General features: G+C 69.2%; 19 protein-coding genes. 12 read left to right on the top strand and 7 right to left on the bottom strand.

Going from position 1 to position 17,286, the window contains the following annotated elements; translation table 11 throughout:
• Positions 1-51: 51 nt before the first annotated feature.
• The 4 genes from ACEU5R_RS20435 (at position 52) to ACEU5R_RS20420 (ending at position 3,706) form a co-directional block, all read left to right on the top strand.
• The gene (locus ACEU5R_RS20435) at positions 52-633 is read left to right on the top strand and encodes an SMI1/KNR4 family protein (protein ID WP_392411419.1); all 582 of its coding nucleotides are present in this window, start codon (positions 52-54) and stop codon (positions 631-633) included.
• Between the two features lie 75 nt (positions 634-708).
• Positions 709-1,362 (top strand): hypothetical protein, encoded by a 654-nt coding sequence (locus ACEU5R_RS20430; protein ID WP_103274852.1) that lies wholly within the window; start codon positions 709-711, stop codon positions 1,360-1,362.
• Between the two features lie 46 nt (positions 1,363-1,408).
• The gene (locus ACEU5R_RS20425) at positions 1,409-2,425 is read left to right on the top strand and encodes a hypothetical protein (protein ID WP_103274851.1); all 1,017 of its coding nucleotides are present in this window, start codon (positions 1,409-1,411) and stop codon (positions 2,423-2,425) included.
• Positions 2,426-2,497: 72 nt separating this feature from the next.
• Positions 2,498-3,706 (top strand): hypothetical protein, encoded by a 1,209-nt coding sequence (locus ACEU5R_RS20420; RefSeq protein ID WP_392411418.1) that lies wholly within the window; start codon positions 2,498-2,500, stop codon positions 3,704-3,706.
• Positions 3,707-3,783: 77 nt separating this feature from the next.
• On the opposite strand, the gene ACEU5R_RS20415 is transcribed toward ACEU5R_RS20420, so the two are convergent.
• The 7 genes from ACEU5R_RS20415 to ACEU5R_RS20385 form a co-directional block, all read right to left on the bottom strand.
• Positions 3,784-4,527, bottom strand: a complete 744-nt coding sequence (locus ACEU5R_RS20415; RefSeq protein WP_392411417.1) for a 4'-phosphopantetheinyl transferase family protein — start codon at positions 4,525-4,527, stop codon at positions 3,784-3,786.
• A gap of 37 nt (positions 4,528-4,564) precedes the next feature.
• On the bottom strand, positions 4,565-5,230 hold the full coding sequence (locus ACEU5R_RS20410) for a GntR family transcriptional regulator (RefSeq protein ID WP_103274848.1): 666 nt from the start codon (positions 5,228-5,230) through the stop codon (positions 4,565-4,567).
• Between the two features lie 109 nt (positions 5,231-5,339).
• Complete coding sequence (locus ACEU5R_RS20405) at positions 5,340-6,386, bottom strand: hydroxyacid dehydrogenase (protein WP_392411416.1); 1,047 nt, start codon at positions 6,384-6,386, stop codon at positions 5,340-5,342.
• Between the two features lie 2 nt (positions 6,387-6,388).
• A complete protein-coding gene (locus tag ACEU5R_RS20400; RefSeq protein WP_103274846.1) occupies positions 6,389-7,060 on the bottom strand; it encodes an RraA family protein in 672 nt (223 codons plus the stop codon).
• 37 nt (positions 7,061-7,097) lie between these two features.
• Positions 7,098-8,063 carry a Bug family tripartite tricarboxylate transporter substrate binding protein gene (locus ACEU5R_RS20395; protein WP_392411415.1) on the bottom strand — a complete coding sequence of 322 codons (966 nt, stop codon included), beginning with the start codon at positions 8,061-8,063 and terminating at the stop codon, positions 7,098-7,100.
• A 68-nt stretch (positions 8,064-8,131) separates the two neighbouring features.
• Positions 8,132-9,007: a DUF1932 domain-containing protein gene (locus ACEU5R_RS20390; RefSeq protein WP_392411414.1), complete on the bottom strand. Its 876-nt coding sequence runs from the start codon at positions 9,005-9,007 to the stop codon at positions 8,132-8,134.
• 440 nt (positions 9,008-9,447) lie between these two features.
• Positions 9,448-10,392, bottom strand: a complete 945-nt coding sequence (locus ACEU5R_RS20385; protein WP_392411413.1) for a GlxA family transcriptional regulator — start codon at positions 10,390-10,392, stop codon at positions 9,448-9,450.
• A 119-nt stretch (positions 10,393-10,511) separates the two neighbouring features.
• Here ACEU5R_RS20385 and ACEU5R_RS20380 point away from each other — a divergent pair, with 119 nt between their 5' ends.
• From ACEU5R_RS20380 to ACEU5R_RS20345, 8 genes are all read left to right on the top strand, one after another.
• On the top strand, positions 10,512-11,312 hold the full coding sequence (locus ACEU5R_RS20380) for an SDR family NAD(P)-dependent oxidoreductase (RefSeq protein WP_392411412.1): 801 nt from the start codon (positions 10,512-10,514) through the stop codon (positions 11,310-11,312).
• Between the two features lie 29 nt (positions 11,313-11,341).
• On the top strand, positions 11,342-11,755 hold the full coding sequence (locus tag ACEU5R_RS20375) for a PaaI family thioesterase (RefSeq protein ID WP_392411411.1): 414 nt from the start codon (positions 11,342-11,344) through the stop codon (positions 11,753-11,755).
• A 258-nt stretch (positions 11,756-12,013) separates the two neighbouring features.
• Complete coding sequence (locus ACEU5R_RS20370) at positions 12,014-12,793, top strand: ribonuclease (RefSeq protein WP_103274841.1); 780 nt, start codon at positions 12,014-12,016, stop codon at positions 12,791-12,793.
• A 180-nt stretch (positions 12,794-12,973) separates the two neighbouring features.
• The gene (locus ACEU5R_RS20365) at positions 12,974-13,744 is read left to right on the top strand and encodes a DUF899 domain-containing protein (RefSeq protein WP_392411409.1); all 771 of its coding nucleotides are present in this window, start codon (positions 12,974-12,976) and stop codon (positions 13,742-13,744) included.
• Positions 13,741-14,043 carry a hypothetical protein gene (locus tag ACEU5R_RS20360; protein WP_392411408.1) on the top strand — a complete coding sequence of 101 codons (303 nt, stop codon included), beginning with the start codon at positions 13,741-13,743 and terminating at the stop codon, positions 14,041-14,043. The genes ACEU5R_RS20365 and ACEU5R_RS20360 overlap by 4 nt, the downstream gene beginning before the upstream one ends.
• Before the next feature lie 42 nt (positions 14,044-14,085).
• Entirely contained in the window at positions 14,086-14,757 is a 672-nt protein-coding gene (locus tag ACEU5R_RS20355) for a TetR/AcrR family transcriptional regulator (protein ID WP_103274839.1), read from the top strand.
• Positions 14,758-14,783: 26 nt separating this feature from the next.
• A complete protein-coding gene (locus ACEU5R_RS20350) occupies positions 14,784-16,487 on the top strand; it encodes an acyl-CoA dehydrogenase family protein (protein ID WP_392411439.1) in 1,704 nt (567 codons plus the stop codon).
• A gap of 58 nt (positions 16,488-16,545) precedes the next feature.
• A partial coding sequence (locus ACEU5R_RS20345; RefSeq protein ID WP_392411407.1) for a 4-hydroxyphenylacetate 3-hydroxylase N-terminal domain-containing protein occupies positions 16,546-17,286 on the top strand: 741 nt, incomplete at its 3' end.

Genomic DNA, 17,286 nt, shown 5'->3' with positions numbered 1-17,286 from the left:
GTTCCCGCCCGCGCGGCGAGCCAGTATTTGTCTTTGATTCAGGAAGCCTGCATGACCCGGACCGCCGAACAGTTTCACGAACGCATGTGGGATATTCTGGATCCCGTTGACACCGAGTACTTCGAGGTCGTGGCCGCGCCCGCGCCCGACGCGCAGGCAATCGCCAGCCTGGAGGCTGCTGTCGGCTTCCCGTTGCCGGCGGCGTTCGCGGCCTTCTGTCAGCGCGCCAACGGCCTGTGCGTGATGGCGCGCGAGGAAGTCTGGCCGCATGCGAAGGAATTCGAGGTCGGCCCCGCCTGGACCTTCTGGCGCGGCCTGGTGCTGCTGGGCATCGATGCGCCGGAACTGCCTGAATGGGCCAGCATCTCGGCGCAGCAGCGCCAGCTGGCCGAGGCCGGCCTGCCCGGCATCCTGCCCGTGCTGAAGATCGTGGGCGACGGCAGCCGGATCTGGGGCGTGGATCAGGCGGGAACGGTCGTGGTGATCGACGACATGACCGATCCGGAGCCGCTGGAAGGCGATCTCACCGACCTCTATGCCGAACAGATCGCCGAGCTGATGCAGCGTCAGCAGGACATGGCGCAGCGATTGGCTGAGCGCGCAACGCGCAAGCAGGGCAAGCTGCCGGGATAAGGCGCGGCGGGACGCCGGCTGATCCCTGGCTCGATCAACATCTCTCGAATCACTTCAAACCGCTCAAGACCACACATGATCCGTTTACCGAGCAAAGTCGCCGCCTTGGCCGCAGGCATGCTGATGACGCTGGCGTGCCAGGCGCAGTCACCAACACAGCAACCCGCGCGGGAGACGCCCGCGTCGTCGACAACGCCATCGGCGCAGTCGCCTACCGTCGGCGCCTGGCGCAAGGTGTCCGATGCGCAGTTCAATCAGCAATACCGTTTCTCGATGCTGCCCGGCGTGGTCGCCGCGGGCGGCAAGAGGGCGGTGTACGACTACCAGGCCGGCAAGATCGTGTGCTGCCTGGTCGTGGTCGGGCCGGAGATCAGCGAGGCCGAGCTGGACAGCAACTACGGCATTCCGGGCCCGTGGATCACCGATCTGGTCAATGGCTGGAACCTGGACGCCGCGCCGTACCGGCCCCGCGTGCAGCTGCTGCGCGCCGAAGGCGCCTTGCTCGACTACGAATTCTCGGACATGGCCGACGAGCTGGGCGGCCTGCTGCTGCCCGCCCAGGCCCGGGCGGTGGCGCCGCGCACGCTGGAACTCGATGGCCAGCGTTACAGCGTGACGCGCAAGGATGTGCCGCTGGCCAGCGACGACGGCATGGTGCATGCCTATGCGCTGCGTCCGGCCCAGGGTGGCAAGCCCCTGGCGGTCGAGGTTCCCTACGGGATCTATTGAGCGCGATCGTGGCGCGACGCGTTTTGAGAAGGAGATGGCGGCAAGCATGAGCGCGACCCTGCAAGTCACGGAAGAACCCCTGTCCGACGAGGACATCCTGCTGCTGCGCCGCAGCCGCGGCGGCAGATTGCTGACGGCCGTGTTCGCCGGCCTGATGTTTCTGTTGCTGGCGAGCAGCGTGGTCCTGTTCGTGGTGCTGGTCATTGTCGACCGCAGCTTGCTGATCAGTGGCGACGGCCTGGTGATCCTGTTGTGCACGGCGGCGATGGGGGCCTTCGCGGTGTTTCTCGGGCGCAGGTTGTTGAAGCTGCCGCGCGCCTGGCGTCGCTTCAACCAGGTCTTGAAGGGGCGCATGCCCAAGCAGATCGTTGCCGGCCATCTGACCGGCTTCGGCCCGGCCGAGTCGCCCGGCATCTGCTACGCCTTTGGCGAGCAGCGCGTGAATGTGGCCCTGCCGTTCTGGAACGAGGTGTCCAGAGACACCCGCGACGGCTTCCGGCCCCTGGCGGCCGCGGCGCTGACGGACCTGCCCGTGCGGCTGCATCTGCTGACGCTGTCGCCCGACACGCCGCCCGTGCTGCTGCGGGCCGAGTATCCGATGAGCACGCAAGTCTGGAATTCGGTCGAGGAAATCAGCGATGCCGACCGCGAGGCCGTGCGCAATGAGGAACTGAGCCTGCGCAAGTTCTTCTACGTGGTCGCCCTGGCCGTGCTGGTCGGCAGCTTGTTCTGGAGCCCCTTGATCCTGCTGGCCGGCTTTCTCTTCCTGCTGGGACTCGTGCTGGGCATGCGCAGCCCCAGGCTCAAGCGCGCGCGGTACAAGCACGGCGTGCGCGGGGTGGTCGAGGAAGTCGTGACCTATCGCTTGCGCACGACCAACTCGAACGTTGCCACGTTGGTTCACAACTATCGCATCGGGGGCCTGATGTACCGGGTCGAGCACTTCGGGCCGGTGGCCGAGCCGGGTCAGCGCGTGGAGTTCGAGTATCTGGACGGATCGGACTTCCTGGGGCCGCGCGCCTTGTTCTTCCGGATCGAAGACCAGCCGGTCATGACGCTGTGAGGGCGTCGCGCAGGGCGTCGAGCGCCGCCGGCCTTCGCCGGGTCGCATGCTTAATATCACCAGGAGCAATTCATGTCCGCCATTATGGACGTATCCGATCAGCCTGAGGGGTCCGTGAGCGATGCCGGGCGCTATGCGCTCGGCCTGACGGAACCGGGCAGCCATGTGCTCATCCGGGAAGCGGGACGCGGCGATCTGGTCATCGGACCCGCCGGCATGGGCAAGAAGGCCGATCTGCACGTGACGCCCGACGCGGCGATTCACTGGCCGGCATTCGATCCCTATGCCACGCCGGCGGGATCGCCGTGGCCGCGCTATATCGGCTATCACGGCAATGACGCCGGCTTCATCGGCTGGTCGGCGCGTCGTCCCATCGAGCAATTCAGCTGGACGCCGGCATTCGGCGATGCTCGCCGCGTCGACGCCGGCGCCGCGCGGATCCACACCTTGCAACTGCGCCTGGACGAAGGCGGCGGTCATCTCGACATGACGCTGCCGCCGGATTGCGCGCTGCACCTGTTTGGCGATCTGTCGCGCCTGACCGCCGACGGCGAGCCGCCGGGTTCGCTGACGCTGGCGCCCACGCTGGGCCGCCGGCCTGGCATGGCGCCGTATGTCCTGCCCGACCTGGGGCTGTTGCAACAGGCGTCGTCGCTGTCGCTCGATGGCGGGCCGATGGGACAGGCGATTTCCCTGCAAGGCATCGAGCGCTTTCCGGCGCTGACGCAGCTCATGCTATGGGGCCGTTTCGCCGATTGGGACGCGCTGTTGCGGCTGCCTCATCTGCGGGCCCTGGAAATCCGGTTCACGCCCGACCTGCAGGGCCTGCCGCCGCTGGACAGCTGGCCGCTGCTGGACCGCTTCATCGCCTACAACGTCGACGAAGCCGCCGGCAAGCGGCTGAGGGCGCAGATGAAGGCGCGTGGACAGCAGCGGGCCTGGACCAGCCATGCCTCGGTCAGCCAGCTGCGCAAGCCGGAATGGTGGCAACGTGAATACGGGCGGCCTTTTTCGGGCTGGAGCGGCCGTCAGGCCAAGGCGGCGAACGCGGCCTACGATGCGGCGCGGGACGCACTCGACGGCGCGACGGATATCGAGGCGGCGCAGGCGGCGATCACGGCCTTCGCCGCGCATTTCAACCAGATGAAGGGCATCGAAACCCCGGAGCGCGACGACATCGGCGAGGCCGTCTGGCAGTTCAGCCAGCGGGATTCGGCCTTGCGGCTCGGCGTGACCGAGGAGCAGGCGCAGCGCTGGTTCGATGCGGTGCGGGACTACTAGGACGGCAAGCGGGCAGCGTCGGGCGGCTCGGCCGCCGGGGACGCCGCGCGCCGGGGCGGTCCCGCGCAGCGGCAGCCTTAACGGAACGGATGGATATCGAAAGGGCCGTCGCCGACCGCCGTGCCTACGACCCGCAGTTCCGGATCGAGCCATTCGGAATAGTGCAGGCCCTGGTGCGCGAAATGCGTCACGGCGGCTTGCGCGACCGACTCGGTTTGCATGAAGGCGGAGAAATCCACGCTGTCCAGCTGATCCAGCGTGATCCGGCCCAGTTTCACCAGGCATTCCTTGCGCACCCAGAGCCGCAGGAAGGCCAGCGCGGCGGGCGAGACGGGGGCATCGGCGTCCGCATCGGATGCGGCCATGGACTGGAGCCGCTTGCGCTCCGCCGGGGCAAGCGCGAAATCCAGGTCGGAATGATCCGGCTGCGACGCGTTCCATCGTTCCAGGTCGATGCCGACGGGCCGGTCGCCGCAGGCGGCGGCGACGACGCCCTTTGCGTGGCTCAGGCTGACATGCAGCCCGGGATGATCGGGCAGGGTGGGGCGGCCATGCGGGCCGCCGCAGGTGTCGCAGCGCTGCCGCAGGACGATCGTCCCGGGCGGCGCGCCGATGATCGAGGCGGCCATGGCGCGCACGAGCCGGTGCGCGGCGATGAAGTCGCGCCGGTCCGCGTCGTGCGCGAAGGCGTTCGCCCGCTCGCGTTCCTCCTGCGTCAACGGGATGTCCTGGGCCGCGAGCGCGTCCAGGACGGCCCGCGTGGCGCCCCAACCCAGGACGCCGCGCCGGGCGCGTGGCGGCTTGCTCATGCTGTGGGACATGAGCAGCGCGATCCCGTCTCGTGCGCGGGCGGGCGCGTCATGCCGCCGCCGGCTGGGCCTTGCCCTTGCGGTGGTTGCGGAACAGCAGATGCGTGGCCGCCAGGTGAAAGCGCACTGCCAGCGCGGCGCATTCGGCGTCGCGCGCCCGCAGCGCGGCGATGATCTGCCGGTGGTGCTCGACGCTGCGCAGCATGTCGTCGTCGCCGTAGAAATAGAACGAGCCGATGATGATCGGCATGTCCAGCAGGTTCTCGACCATGGCGCGCACGCGCGCCGACTGCGCGGCTTCCAGCAGTTTGTGGTGGAACTGGTTGTTCAGCTGCTGGACCTGCTGCACGCGGTCGGGGGCGGCGGAGCGGACCGCGTCCTGCATGGACTGGTTCAGCCGTTCCAGTTCCTCGATCTGCGCGTCGCTGGCGTGGCTTGCGGCCAGCCCGGCGGCGTAGGGTTCCAGCAGCATGCGCAGCTCGAAGGCCTCGTCGATGTCGCGGTCCTGCCAGCCCAGCACCACGGCGCCGCGCCGTTCCTCGCGCGTCACCAGGCCGTCCGCGATCAGCCGTTCGATGGCGTTGCGCACCGGCGTGCGGCTGACCGACATTTCGGCGGCGATGTGCTCTTCGCGCAGCCGTTCGCCCGGCAGGAAGGAGCCCGCCATCAGGCGGCGTCGCAGTTCCCCGTATACGTGATCGCTGGCGTTGGACATGGTGAGGCGGGCGTGTCATCCAAAAACTGGACTATAGCGGACGGCGGGCGCGCGTCGAAATCGGGGCTGCGCCTACAGCCGTCCACCACCAGCGCTTGCGCTTTCGCTGTCAGTCCGCGCGCGCTTGCGCCAACCGTTCCAGGAACCGGGGCCACACGTAGGGATTGAGCAGGCGCTCTGGCCGGATGCCGGCCAGCATCTGCGAGATCTGGCGCGCGGAGGCCGCCGCCACCTTGCGGCGGCCTTCATGCGTGACGCCGCCGGTATGGAAGGCGCTGGCCACGTTGGGATGCTGCAGCAGCCGCGACGCCGGCGAGGGCGGCTCGACGCGCCACACGTCCAGCCCCGCGCCCGCCAGATGGCCGCTGTCCAGCGCGGCCAGCAGCGCGTCTTCGTCGTGGATGCCGCCGCGCGCCGTCGACAGGAACAGCGCGCCCGGCTTCATGCGGGCAAAGGCCCACGCGTCCATCAGGCCGCGCGTGGCCTCGTCCAGCGGGCAGTGCAGGCTGAGGATGTCGGCCCGGGCCAGCAGGGTGTCGAAGTCCACGGGTTCGGCGCCGCGCGCGCGGATTTCCTCGGCGGTCAGCAGCGGATCGCAGGCGATGACCGTCAGGCCGAAGCCCTGCGCGATGCGCGCCACCCGGCGGCCGATTTCGCCGATGCCGACAAGGCCGATGGCGCGGCCCTCGATCTCGCGTCCCATCAGCGCTTCGCGGCTGCGGGCCGTGCCGGCGCGCAGGGCCGCGCCCGATTCGTCCAGGCGCTTGACCAGTGACAGCAGCAGCGCATAGGTCATTTCCGCCACCGAGGCCGCGTTGGCGCCGGCCTGGTTGACCACGGCCACGCCTGCCTGCGTGCAGGCCGCCACATCGATCGTGTCGTAGCCCGCGCCGCCGGAGGACACGCACAGCAGTCGCGGACAGGCCGCGAGCAGGTCAGGCGTGACCTGCCAGCCACGCGGCACTTCATCCCTGGCGGCGCTGACGTGATAGGCCCGCGCCTGCGCCAGGCCCTCGGCCGTGCGCGCGTCACCGGCGGCGGCCGCTAGCACGGACAGGCGCAGCGCGGCGTCGTCCTGGATGGCCGCGTCGAAGACGGGATCGATCCACAAGTCCAGCCGCGCGACCGTGAACGCGTGCCGTGCGGGCGCTGTCATCGTCAGACCCCCGCGCAGCCGAGCTGCCTGAGGCGCGCGTCGATCCACGAGGTGTCCAGCGTGCCGGCGGCGATGTCGGCCAGCATTCGTTCCTCGATCTCGTGCTTGGCCTGGGCGGCTTGATAGAGCGTTTCGGCCTGGTCGAACGGAATCGCCAGCACGCCATCGTCGTCGCCCAGGATCAGGTCGCCGGGCGCGATGGTCATGCCGTCCAGCGCGATGATGCCGTTGATTTCGCCGGGGCCGTCCTTGTAGGGGCCGCGATGGGTCACGCCGGCGGCATAGACGGGGAAATCGCCCTGCCGGATCGCGCCGCAGTCGCGGATCGCGCCGTTGATGACGATGCCCGCCACGCCGCGCGAGCGGGCGTAGCTGGTCATGATCTCGCCGATGATGGCGTTGGTCAGGTCGCCGCCGGCGTCGACGACGATGACGTCGCCGGGCTGAGCCAGGTCCAGCGCCTTGTGCACCAGCAGGTTGTCGCCGGGGCGGGTGCGGACCGTGAGCGCCGGGCCGGCCATGACCGCGCCGCCGTGCATGGGCCGCAGGCGCGGGCCGCCGGCCGTCATGCGCGACATGCAATCGCTGATATTGGCCACCGGGATCCGGCGGAACCGTTCCGCCAGGTCCGGCGCGACCGCGCGCGTGCGCGCATGTATCTGGAATCCGTTCATGCTGCTTCCGTCTTGTCTGTGTTGATGCGCATCGGCGTCATTGCTTGGGAATGCCGGCGTCCCGGACCACCTTGCCGAACACATCGTGGTCGGCGCGATGGCGCTGCGCCAGGTCGGCGGGCGTGCCGCTCATCACGGTGTAGCCGGCGTCTTCCAGTTTCTTGACCAGCTCGGGCTTGGCCTGCACCTTGCGCAGCGCCTGGTTCAGCGTGGCGACCACGTCGTCGGGCGTCTTGCCCGGCGCCATCAGGCCCCACCAGATGAATTGGTTGATCGTGGGATAGCCGCTGTCCACGAAGGTGGGCACGTCGGGCAGGGCGGGCGAGCGGTCGGTCGCCACCACGCCCAGCGCGCGGACCTTGCCGCCACGGATCTGCGACAGCAGCGTGGCCACCGAGCCCACGTACATGTCGATGCGGTTGCTGGCCAGGTCGGGATAGGCCTGCGCCCAGCCGCGATACGGCACGTGCATCAGCTCGATGCCGGCGGCCTGGCGCCACAGGTAGCCGGTGAGGTCGCCCGTGCCGCCCACGCCGGGCATGCCCAGCGAGATGAAGTTGGGCTTGGCCTTGGCGGTCTTGACCACGTCGGCGATCGATTGGTAGGGCGACTCGGGCAGCACCACGAACACGCTGGGCGAGGACGCGACCGGGCCGACGGGCTTGAAGTCCTTGAAGGTGTCGTAGCTGAGCTTGTTGTAGAGCCAGGGGTTGAGCACGATGTTGTCGGTCTGCGCCATGACCAGCGTGTGGCCGTCCGGCTGCGCGCGGGCCGTGGCGTCCAGCGCCAGGTTGCCGCCGGCGCCGGGCTTGTTTTCCACGACGATGTTCCAGCCGGTCTCCTCGGCGATGGCGCTGCCGATCATGCGCGTGAGCGTGTCTGTGCCGCCGCCGGGCGGGAACGGCGAGATGATGGTGATGGGGCCCTTGCCCAGATCGGCGGCCGAAGCCGCGGCGCAGGCGCCCAGGAGCGCGGCGCCGATAAGCGTCTTGATGCGTTTCATTGTCTTCCTCGTGTGTTTTTTTAGTAGCGCGGCCGCGCGTTGCGGCCGAAATTCGGTGCGCGGGGCCTTCAGCGCTGGCGGGCCAGCTGCTCTAGCCACGCCAGCCGCGCGGGGACGGAGTCTTCGACTTCGACGCCGCCCTGGGCGCGGGCGGCTTCGAGATGGCGCGCCGTGCGCGCGAACAGGCGCTCCACGCCGTCCAGCACCAGCGGCTCCAGGCCGGCTTCGTACAGCTGGTCGCGGGCTTCGCGGACTTCGGCGTGGCGGCGTCCGGCATGGTCCACGTGCGAGCGCACGAAGGCGTCCATGAAGGTGGTCAGCGGCGTGCGGTCGATGTCGGACAGCACCTCGTAGAGCGAGGCGCGCAGGCCCATGGCGTTGGCGGCGACCAGGCATTCCACGGCCAGGCTTTCCATGCCCTTGGTCATGATGCTGCGCAGCAGCTTGAGCCGCACGGCGTCGCCGGGCGCGCCGTCGATGGCGCGGGCCGGCGCGCCGCCGCTGGCGGCCAGCGCGATCACCTGGTCCGCGCCCTGGCCGGCGCACAGCAGCGGCGTGCGCTCGGCCAGCAGGGCGATGGCGCCCATGATGGCCACGTCCGTGAAGGCCTGCCCGCGCGCTCGTGCCGCGCTGGCGGCGGCCTGCATGTCGGCGGCGCTGGCGGTGGTGAAGTCGGCGTAGACGGCGTCCGTGCGCAGGAAGGCAAGGCTGGCCTGCGCCACGGCCGAGGCGCTATGGCCGTAGACCGCTGACACCACGATGTCGGCCTCGGCCAGCCAGGGGCCCGGCGCGGCGTGCAGGGCGGCGTTCAGCGAGGCGGCGCGGGCGCGCATGGCCTCGTCGTCGCGCAGTTCGCAGATGCCGATGATGTGATGGCCGGCGGCGGTCCAGGCCCGTCCGTAGCAGGAGCCGACTTCGCCGCAGCCCAGGAGTGCGATTTTCATGAAAAAGTACAAAAAAAATACAATATTGGCTTTGTACTCTCCAGGTGATCTTGTTGTTTATTGGTGATTTCCCTTGGGTTTGGAATTCTGTTTGTACAAAAAAAACACAAAAAAGGTTCGAAACAGCAGCGGGAGTCTACGGCGGGGGATGCGGACGCCGCCCCGCGCGGTCTCGGCGCTATCCGGGGGCGGCTGGTCCGCCCGTGATCGAGGCGTGCCGTGGGCTCGCAGGTAGGCAGGGCCGGCGACCAGGGTCTGCTGGCCGGCCCCGATGCGGCGCGTCACCAGCGTGGGTTCCAGCGTTTGCCCGGCGCGGATGGCCAGGTCGATGCGCTCGGCCAGCAGGTCGGCGCGGGGTGGTGGACGACGGCGCGTGCGGCTTGGATTCGTCCAGTTTCAAGGGGAATGGGGCGCCCGTCCGTGGCGGACCGGGTGTCGCGTCAGGACGTCGTCCGCGCCTCGCGCCGCACCGCCTGCGGCGGCATGCCGAAGCCGCGCAGGAAGGCCTCGCGCATGTGGCGCCGGTCGCGAAAGCCCGTTTCCCTGGCCACGACTTCCAGCGGATGCCGACTGCCTTCGATCATCAGGCGGGCGGCTTCGAGCCGCAGCCTTTCTACGGCCTTGGCGGGCGACTGGCCGGTCTCGGCCGTGAAGACGCGGCTGAACTGGCGCGGACTCAGCTTGGCCGCCTGGGCCAGTTCCTCGACGCTGAGCGGCTGCGCCAGGTTGCGCCGCGCATGTTCCAGCGCCAGCTGGATGCGGTCGGACTTGGGCGCCAGCCTGAGCATTTCCGAATGCTGTGATTGGCCGCCCGAACGGCGCTGGTGCATGACGAGGCGGTGCGCCACCGCGCGCGCCACCTTGGCGCCCAGGTCCTTTTCCACCAGCGCCAGCGCCAGGTCGATCTCGGCGGTCATGCCGGCGGATGTCCAGACCGGCCCGTCGGCGATGTAGATGCGGTCGGCCTCGACCTGCGCCTGGGGGCGGCGTTGCTGCAAGGCGTCGGCCCAGTACCAGTGCGTGGTGGCGCGGCGTCCGTCGAGCAGGCCGGCGTCGGCCAGCACGAAGGCGCCCGTGCACAGGCCGGCGACGCGCCGGGCGCGCGCGGCGAACCTGTCCAGCAGCCGCAGCAACTCGGGCGCGGCCGGCGCGGCCAGCGGTTGCAGCGTGCCGGCCACCAGCCAGGTGTCGGCCTGGCTGCGCGCGGTGAGCGGACGGGCCTGCAGCGTCAGGCCCGTCGAGGCGCGGGCCGAGCCGTCCAGCGCATAGGTGTCCACGGCATAGAAGGGCTCGGCCATCATCAGGTTGGCGAGTTCGAACACGGTCTGGGTGCCCAGCGCCATGACCTGGAAGCCCTCGGGCAGCGCGTAGCCGATGCGGTGCATGGAATTGTTCCTTCAGGGTATGTCTTGATTAATAACTATATACGTCATTTACGCCATTGCCGGCAAGCCGCAACATGCTTGCCATGGACGGGTTCCGTCCGCCTTCAAGGAGCAATACCATGGCACACACTCATCCCGGCACGGCGCTCGTCACGGGCGCTTCCAGCGGCATCGGCGCGCTGTACGCGGACCGGCTGGCGCAGCGCGGCTACGACCTGATCCTGGTCGCGCGCAACCGCGAGCGGCTGAACGCGTTGGCCAACACCATCAGCACGCGCAGCGGCCGCGCGGTCGAGGTGCTGCCGGCCGACCTGGGCGACCGCGCCGCGCTGGCGCGGGTGGAGGATCTGCTGCGCGAAGACGCCAGCATCACGCTGCTGGTGAATAACGCCGGCATCGGTACGCATACGCCGCTGCTGCAAAGCGACGTGGAGCAGATGACCCGCATGGTCGATCTGAACGTGACCGCGCCGATGCGGCTGGCCTATGCCGTGGCGCCTGCCTTCGTGGCGCGCGGCCGGGGCGCGATCATCAACATCGCGTCCATCGTGGCCATCGCGCCGGAACTGCTGAACGGCGTCTATGGCGGCAGCAAGGCCTTCGTGCTGGCGTTCAGCCAGTCGCTGCGGCACGAACTGGCCGCCGCCGGCGTGCAGGTGCAGGCCGTCCTGCCGGGCGCCACCGCCACCGATTTCTGGGCCATCGGCGGGCGACCGGTGGAGAACCTGGATCCGCGCATCGTGATGCGCGCCGAGGACCTGGTGGACGCGGCGCTGCTGGGCTTCGAGCGTGGCGAGGCGGTCACCATCCCCTCGCTGCATGCCAGCGAGAAATGGGATGCCTATGACGCCGCGCGCCTGGCCATGGCTGGCCAGCTGTCCAGCAATACCGTTGCGCCGCGCTATGCGGCAGCCCGTTGACGCAAGCCTCGATCCAGGGAGCACGCTTCATGCCACGCAACACCGAAACCGTCGAAAGCCTGTTCGAACGCCAGCGCGGCACGCTGCCGGATACCTTCGGCCTGCGGCCGCTGAGAATCGCGGACGGACGCATGACCATGGAAATGACCCTCGCCCCATGGATGATGGCGCCCAACGGCTACCTGCATGCGGCCACGCAGGTATTGCTGGCGGATACCTGCGCGGGCTACGCGACGCTGGCGCATCTGCCCGAGGGGGCCAAGGGCTTCACCACGCTGGAGCTGAAATCCAACTTCCTGGGCACGGCGAAGGAAGGCGTGCTGAGCGTGGAGGCCGTGGCCGAACACCTGGGGCGTTCGACCCAGGTGTGGTCCGCGACCGTGGTGGACGGAAAGGGACGCAGGTTGTCGCTGTTCCGCTGCTCGCAGATCATCCTGTGGTGACGGGGGCGCCGATCCCGGCCGGGATCGGCCTTGCGCGGGAGCGCGGTCCCGGTACGCCTGGCCTCGGCGCGCCGCGCGCATCCAGGCAGTAGCGGCGGGTAGGGGGCGGGATGGCGGTCATCCAGAAAGCGCAGCAATGGCGGGCGTTCGCCTGGCGCCTGGGCGGGACGCCTGTCATATTCCAGTCGCACAATCGGGGCGTTCTGGATTAAAAAAAGAGTCTTGCGCCGGACGTTCGGCCTACCGGGAGGAATCGTCATGGACCGCAACCGTCGGCATGCCGCCAGCAGGCGCGCATGGATCTTCATCGCGCTGTTGTCGGCGGTCCCCGCCGCGGCCTCGGCCCAGGAAGTCTGCGCCTTGCCCGCCACCATCGAGCGCGCTTCGCCCAAGCGCGTGGACTACGTCAACAAGGACCTGCCCACGGACTACCTGGCGCTGGTGCTGTCCTGGTCGCCCGAGCACTGCGAGACCCAGCGCAACCGGCCCGAGGGGCAGCGGCAGAAGCAGTCGTTCCAATGCTTTTCCGGCAACCGCTTTGAATGGGTGGTGCATGGCCTGTGGCCCCAGAACGGCCAGGCCCGCTCGGGCCGCGATCACCCGCGCAACTGCGAGGCCGCCGGCGCCGTGCCCGCGTCCGTGCTCAAGCAGCATCTGTGCATGATGCCGGGCGTGGAGCTGATGCAGAACGAATGGCAGGCGCATGGCACCTGCGGCTGGCGTTCGCCGGAGCGCTATTTCGCGGACATCCAGGCTGTGTACGGCACGCTGCATCGCCCCACCGTGCGCGACATGGCGGGCAAGAACGCCGACCTGTCGCCCAACCGCCTGCTCGACGCCACGGCGGGGGACGTCAAGCAGGCCTTCCTGCGGCTCAACCCGACGCTGCCGGCAGACAGCCTGCGCGTCAGCGTGGCCTCGAACAACCGGCTCAGGGAATTGTGGGTCTGCCTGGGCAAGGATCTGAAGCCGATGGCATGCCCGACGCGCGGGACGCCCGATGGGCAGCGGATCAAGATCAGGACGCCAATGCAGTGACTCGGCGTCGCTCGTGGCGGCGCGTATGCCAGGCGCATCTGGCGTAGCGCGGGAATGCGTGTTGGCTGGATACGCGCCAGACTTGTTACTCCCGCCGCGCGGCCGATCGGCCGCAATATCTCTCCCGACAACCCCGCAAGCGCCAAGCGCGGCGCGAGCACGGACACCAAGGAGAGAGCAATGCAAGCGCACAAGATCGGAACACGCGAGCAATGGCTGGCCGCCAGGCTGGAACTGCTGGACGCGGAAAAGAAACTGACGCGGCAGGGCGACGAGGTGGCGCGGCAGCGCCAGGCGCTACCCTGGGTACGGCTGGACAAGACCTACCGTCTGCAGACCGATGCCGGCAGCGCCACGCTGGCCGACCTGTTCCAGGGCCGTTCGCAACTGCTGGTCTATCACTTCATGTTCGGGCCGGACTACAAGGCGGGCTGCCCGTCCTGCTCGTCGATCGCCGACGGTTTCAACGGCATCGTCACGCATCTGGCGCATCACGACGTGATGCTGTGGGCGGTGTCGCGCGCGCCGCTGGACAAGCTTCAGATCTACAAGCGGCGCATGGGCTGGACCTTCCCGTGGGCCTCGTCGGCCGGCAGCGATTTCAACTACGACTTCAATGCCTCGTTCACCGAGACCCAGCAGCGCGAAGGGCCGGAATACAACTTCCGGCGCGACGATCCCGCCATGAAGCTGGCGACCGCCGCGGCGCCGCCGCCGGAATTCGTGTCCTGGGCGGCGACGACCGGCACCGACCCGTCCACCTACCTGCGCGAACGCGAGGGCATGAGCGCCTTCGTGCTGCAGGACGGCGTGGTCTATCACAGCTATTCCTCGTACTCGCGCGGCACGGACGCGATCTGGGGCATGTACGCCTGGCTGGACCGCGCGCCGAAAGGACGCAACGAGAGCGGCATGTGGCTGCGCCGCCGCGACGAATACGGCCAGCCATGAAGCGCCTGGCCGACAGCCTGTGCCTGGCCGCGGCGCCGGTCTTCGCGGCGATGGCCGCGCTGGCCGCCTGGCACGGCGATCCGGCCATGCGGATGCTGTGCGGGGGCGATGCCTGGCGGGTCGACGGCATGGCCTGGATGTACGCATTGATGAGCGCATTCCATGCCGCGCCGTGGCTCAGGCGGCTCGCGGGTCGGCAGGACCGGACCCGGCGGGCCATGCCCGAGGTTCGCGCCTTGTCGCCGCATCAGGGGAATCCCGGGGGAAGGACGAATTCCTTGTACGCCCCAAAGAAATGAACTAGGATTCATTGAATCGTGTGAATCCAGGTTCATTTCTTCATGGCCTACCGTCAGACCCCCGAAGTCGAAGCCCGTCTCCAGGACAACCGCAGCCGCATCCTGCAAGCCGCCCGCGCGCTGGTGAGCGAAGGCGGCTGGACCGAGGCGCAGGTCGCCAGCGTGGCGGCGGCGGCCGGCATCGCCACCGGCACGGTGTACCGGTACTTCCCATCCAAGGCGGAACTGTTCGCCGAGGTGCTGGCGCTGGTCTCGCAGCGCGAGGTGGACGTGCTGGCCGCCATCGCCCGGGCGGACGGCGGCGCCACCGTGCGGCTGCATTCGGCGGTGGCGACCTTCGTCAAGCGCGCCATGCGCAATCCAAGGCTGGCCTATGCGCTGATCGCCGAGCCCTGCGACAAGGAAATCGACGAGGTACGGCTGACCTATCGCGCCGCCATCAGCGAAACGATCCGCGCCATCGTCGCCGAGGGGCAGGCCGCCGGCGAGATGCGCGCCGACGTGCGGGCGGACATCGCCGCCACCGTGATCGTGGGCGGCTTCATGGAAGGCCTGATCGGTCCCTTGTCGCCGCTGAACCGCCAGCAGGAATCGCAGGCCGAAGCCTATCGCCACGATGTCGCCGTGCTGGCCGACCAGATCGCCACGCTGGCCTGCGCCAGCGTGGCCGCCGCTGCCGGCGCATTGCGGCAGCTACCCCGGAGACGCGCATGAACGAACCCCCGCCTTGCGCCGCGCTGATGGCCGGCTCCGCCCCGGACGCGACGCCCGTCGACCGCTACCGCACCCATGCGGTCCTGAACCAGGCCGAACCGGCCTGCGGTTTCAATGCCTACACCGGCGACGCGGTGCTGCGGGCCGCCATCGCGCGCGAGGCGCCGTGGGCGCAATCGCGCTGCGCGGCGCTGGGCGCGCTGGCCGGCGACGAACAGACACAGGAGTTGGCGCGGCTGGCCAACCGGCATGCGCCCGAGCTGAAGACGCATGACCGTTACGGCAACCGCATCGACTGGGTGGAATTTCACCCTAGCTGGCACGCGCTGATGACGCTGGCCTGGAAGCACGAGGTGCCGAACCTTGCCTGGCGCGCCGACGCGCCGGGCGGCCACTATGCGCGCGCCGTGCTGTCGTACCTGTGGAACCAGGTGGAGCACGGCACCGGCTGTCCCATGGGCATGGCCTACGCCGCCCATGCGGGTTTCGAGGCCGAGCCGGCGCTGGCGGTCTGGAAGCGGAAGTCGCTGGGCACCGAATACGAGTTCAGCCGGCGCGAGGTCGGCGACAAGCCGTCCGTGGTCATCGGCTACGCCATGACCGAGAAGCAGGGCGGCTCGGACCTGCGCCAGACGCAGACCACGGCGCGCTACTCGCACACGGACGATTACCACGGCGCGGCCGCGCACTGGTATGAACTGACGGGCCACAAGTGGTTCTGTTCGGTGCCGCAATCGGACGGCTTTTTCACGCTGGCCAAGGTGGACGGCGGCGTCACCTGCTTCTTCCTGCCGCGCACCTTGCCCGATGGTTCCTACAACCGCTTCTACGTGCAGCGCCTGAAGGACAAGGCGGGCAACCGCTCCAACGCCTCCAGTGAAGTGGAGTACGCCGGCACGCTGGCGATCCGCGTGGGCGAGGAGGGCAAGGGCATCCGCGAGATCCTGTCGCACTCGCACCTGACGCGGCTGGATTTCGCGGTCGGCTCGGCCGGCCTCATGCGGCAGGCGCTGACGCTGGCGCTGCGGCACACGATGACGCGCGGCGCGTTCGGCACGCCCATCGCCGACCGGCCCATGATGACCAACGTGCTGGCGGACATGGCGGTGGAGGTCGAGGCCTGCACGCTGATGGCGTTGCGCGTGGCCCGGGCCACGGACGGGATGCGCGACAGCGAGCACGAGCGCCTGCTGGCCCGCGTGGCCACGCCGGCCGCCAAGTACTTCAACTGCTCGCGCGCGCCGTCGATCGCCTATGAGGCGCTGCAATGCCATGGCGGCAATGGCTTCATCGAGGAGAACCCGATGGCCCGCGTCTACCGCGAAGCGCCGCTGAACAGCGTCTGGGAAGGCACGGCCAACATGATGTGCATGGACGTGCGCCGCGCCATGGCCAGGGATGCGCGGACGCTGGACGCGCTGTTCGATGAATTGCGGCCGCTGGCCGGCCAGGACGCGCGCTTCGACGCGCTGGTCCGGCATGTTGGCCGGCTGGCGCGCGACGCGGCGCGGGATGAGTTCCTGGCGCGTCCCATGACCGAGGCGGTGGCGCGCGCGCTGCAAGGCGCCGAGCTGTTGCGCCACGGCACGGACGAGGTCGTGGACGCGTTCCTGGATACACGCGGTCCCGACGCGGCGGGCGCCTGGGGATCGCACTACGGCACGCTGGCCGGCAGGACCGGCCAGGCCGCCGCGCAACGCATCTTGCGGCGGGCCGACGTGGCGGGCTGATGGCCGGCGGCATGCCTGCCGCCGTTTCTGCTGGTGAACCTGGAGACAGGAGGTGGAGATGAATGCGCTGCATGAAGCCGCAATGCCCAGCCGGGCCGAGCTGATGTCCGGCGACGACTACCGCGAATCGCTGCGCGGCTACCGGCCCCGGGTCTATGTGGACGGCCGCCAGGTCGAGAGCGTCGCGGACGAGCCGTCCCTGCGGCCGGGCGTCAATGCCCTGGCCTACACCTATGATTTCGCGCGGCGCGCGGAGGTCGCGCCCATCGCCCTGGCCACGCAGTCGCGGCGCAACCGCGTGGTCAGCCGGATGCTGCACATCAACGAGTCGTCCGGCGACCTGCTGAACAAGTTGGAAGCGGTGCGCGCGCTGTGCCAGGAAACCGGCTGCGCCCAGCGCTATCTGGCGCACGACGCGCTCAATGGCATCGGGCAGGCCGTGGCGCGGATCGACGACGCCACGGGCGGCACGGAACACCGCGCGCGCTTCGAGGCCTATCTGGCGCATGCGCAGGACCGCGATCTGTCGCTGGGCGTGGCGATGACGGACGCCAAGGGCGACCGCAGCCTCAAGCCGCACCAGCAGCCCAATCCCGAGGCCTATGTGCGCGTGGTCGAGCGCAACGCGCGCGGCATCGTCATCAGCGGCGCCAAGGCCATCGTGACGGGCGGCCCGTACATGCACGAGCTGCTGGTCATGCCCAGCCGCAACATGGGAGCCGAGGACGCGGACTTCGCGGTCTGTTGCGCGGTGCGCGTGGACGAGCCCGGCATCACCCTGGTGTCGCGTGCGGCCCGA

The organism is Achromobacter sp. 413638 (assembly GCF_043119405.1).
GTDB lineage: Bacteria > Pseudomonadota > Gammaproteobacteria > Burkholderiales > Burkholderiaceae_B > Achromobacter.
This window is presented reverse-complemented; position numbering and strand designations above follow the sequence as displayed.

Excerpts from the sequence above, each read along its gene's own strand:
- ACEU5R_RS20390 (WP_392411414.1), bottom strand. The coding sequence starts at position 9,007 with ATGAAAATCGCACTCCTGGGCTGCGGCGAAGTCGGCTCCTGCTACGGA.
- ACEU5R_RS20405 (WP_392411416.1), bottom strand. The coding sequence starts at position 6,386 with ATGACAGCGCCCGCACGGCACGCGTTCACGGTCGCGCGGCTGGACTTG.
- ACEU5R_RS20420 (WP_392411418.1), top strand. The coding sequence starts at position 2,498 with ATGTCCGCCATTATGGACGTATCCGATCAGCCTGAGGGGTCCGTGAGC.
- ACEU5R_RS20350 (WP_392411439.1), top strand. The coding sequence starts at position 14,784 with ATGGCCGGCTCCGCCCCGGACGCGACGCCCGTCGACCGCTACCGCACC.
- ACEU5R_RS20435 (WP_392411419.1), top strand. The coding sequence starts at position 52 with ATGACCCGGACCGCCGAACAGTTTCACGAACGCATGTGGGATATTCTG.
- ACEU5R_RS20410 (WP_103274848.1), bottom strand. The coding sequence starts at position 5,230 with ATGTCCAACGCCAGCGATCACGTATACGGGGAACTGCGACGCCGCCTG.
- ACEU5R_RS20360 (WP_392411408.1), top strand. The coding sequence starts at position 13,741 with ATGAAGCGCCTGGCCGACAGCCTGTGCCTGGCCGCGGCGCCGGTCTTC.
- ACEU5R_RS20400 (WP_103274846.1), bottom strand. The coding sequence starts at position 7,060 with ATGAACGGATTCCAGATACATGCGCGCACGCGCGCGGTCGCGCCGGAC.
- ACEU5R_RS20370 (WP_103274841.1), top strand. The coding sequence starts at position 12,014 with ATGGACCGCAACCGTCGGCATGCCGCCAGCAGGCGCGCATGGATCTTC.
- ACEU5R_RS20375 (WP_392411411.1), top strand. The coding sequence starts at position 11,342 with ATGCCACGCAACACCGAAACCGTCGAAAGCCTGTTCGAACGCCAGCGC.
- ACEU5R_RS20430 (WP_103274852.1), top strand. The coding sequence starts at position 709 with ATGATCCGTTTACCGAGCAAAGTCGCCGCCTTGGCCGCAGGCATGCTG.
- ACEU5R_RS20415 (WP_392411417.1), bottom strand. The coding sequence starts at position 4,527 with ATGTCCCACAGCATGAGCAAGCCGCCACGCGCCCGGCGCGGCGTCCTG.
- ACEU5R_RS20355 (WP_103274839.1), top strand. The coding sequence starts at position 14,086 with ATGGCCTACCGTCAGACCCCCGAAGTCGAAGCCCGTCTCCAGGACAAC.
- ACEU5R_RS20385 (WP_392411413.1), bottom strand. The coding sequence starts at position 10,392 with ATGCACCGCATCGGCTACGCGCTGCCCGAGGGCTTCCAGGTCATGGCG.
- ACEU5R_RS20425 (WP_103274851.1), top strand. The coding sequence starts at position 1,409 with ATGAGCGCGACCCTGCAAGTCACGGAAGAACCCCTGTCCGACGAGGAC.
- ACEU5R_RS20365 (WP_392411409.1), top strand. The coding sequence starts at position 12,974 with ATGCAAGCGCACAAGATCGGAACACGCGAGCAATGGCTGGCCGCCAGG.
- ACEU5R_RS20395 (WP_392411415.1), bottom strand. The coding sequence starts at position 8,063 with ATGAAACGCATCAAGACGCTTATCGGCGCCGCGCTCCTGGGCGCCTGC.
- ACEU5R_RS20380 (WP_392411412.1), top strand. The coding sequence starts at position 10,512 with ATGGCACACACTCATCCCGGCACGGCGCTCGTCACGGGCGCTTCCAGC.